Annotated in this window: 1 protein-coding gene and 1 pseudogene; both read left to right on the forward strand. The window is 50.6% G+C overall.

What is annotated here, in order from left to right:
* Positions 1–28 precede the first annotated feature (28 nt).
* Positions 29–574: pseudogene (locus tag EQY_RS0122670) on the forward strand (IbrB-like domain-containing protein); the annotation flags it as partial.
* A 69-nt stretch (positions 575–643) separates the two neighbouring features.
* Positions 644–928 (forward strand): PerC family transcriptional regulator, encoded by a 285-nt coding sequence (locus tag EQY_RS0122675; RefSeq protein WP_000390214.1) that lies wholly within the window; start codon positions 644–646, stop codon positions 926–928.
* Positions 929–1,061 lie beyond the last annotated feature (133 nt).

Below are 1,061 nucleotides of genomic sequence, written 5' to 3' on the forward strand. Positions count from 1 at the left end.
TTTGAATTGAGAGGAGAGAATCACAGTCATTCACCTGCGCAGGGTTCTACACGAGGTCAGCCCTTTTGCACAGGAGCCTGTAGGCTGTGTGCTGTGGGTGAAGACGGATGAAGTGGTGGCTAACGATTATAATCCCAATGTCATGGCGCCGGGAGAGAAAAAACTGCTGAAACATTCACTGGAGCAGGATGGGTTCACACAGCCTGTGGTTGTCTCAGAAGAGAAGGAGCATTATCTGGTCGTGGATGGTTTTCATCGTCAGTTACTGGGCAGGGAAGCTGGTACGGGAAAACGTCTGAAGGGCTGGTTGCCAGTGACCTGTATTAATCCGGAAAGAAAGGGACAGGCCTCACGTATTGCGGCGACCATCCGACATAACCGGGCCAGAGGGAAACACCAGATAACTTCAATGTCTGATATTGTCAGGGATCTTTCACGCCTAGGCTGGCCAGATGAACGCATTGGTACGGAGCTGGGTATGGACCAGGATGAAGTTCTCAGGTTGAAACAGATTAGCGGGCTGACGGAGCTGTTTCAGGAAGAGGATTTCAGCCCGGCATGGACGGTTCGCTGAGACCGTTATATATGTATATTATTTCAGCGAGTTAATGATTTGAGCAGGAAAAAGAGTACCCCGGAAGTTGTGGAAGACAGGGTTGCACAGAAACTGGAGGCTGCAGGTTGCTGGCGCAGAGCTTCTGCTCGCTGGCTTTTCGTCATGGGCAATTTTGAATGTACTGAAGCACAACGGGAGGGGTTGTTGTTACGACGGGAATATTGTCTGGCGCAGATATTACCGCCAGCATTACCGGAGAAACTGGATATCAGTGAGGTGTCGAAAGCCGCTGATGCAACGCTGAGACGAATGGGTATTGCCAGTCCGTCCGGGGAGGTATTCAGAAGTGACCGTCCAGGCGGTCACTTCTGAGAAAAGGCATTTACACAGAATGAACCGCCCCGGGTTTCCTGGAGAGTGTTTTATCTGTGAACTCAGGCTGCCAGATCAGTATTTCCGATGGAAGCATAATAAGCTTTTTCTGCTTCTGCCGGAGGAATATGGC

Source organism: Escherichia sp. TW14182, assembly GCF_000208525.1.
Taxonomy (GTDB): domain Bacteria; phylum Pseudomonadota; class Gammaproteobacteria; order Enterobacterales; family Enterobacteriaceae; genus Escherichia; species Escherichia ruysiae.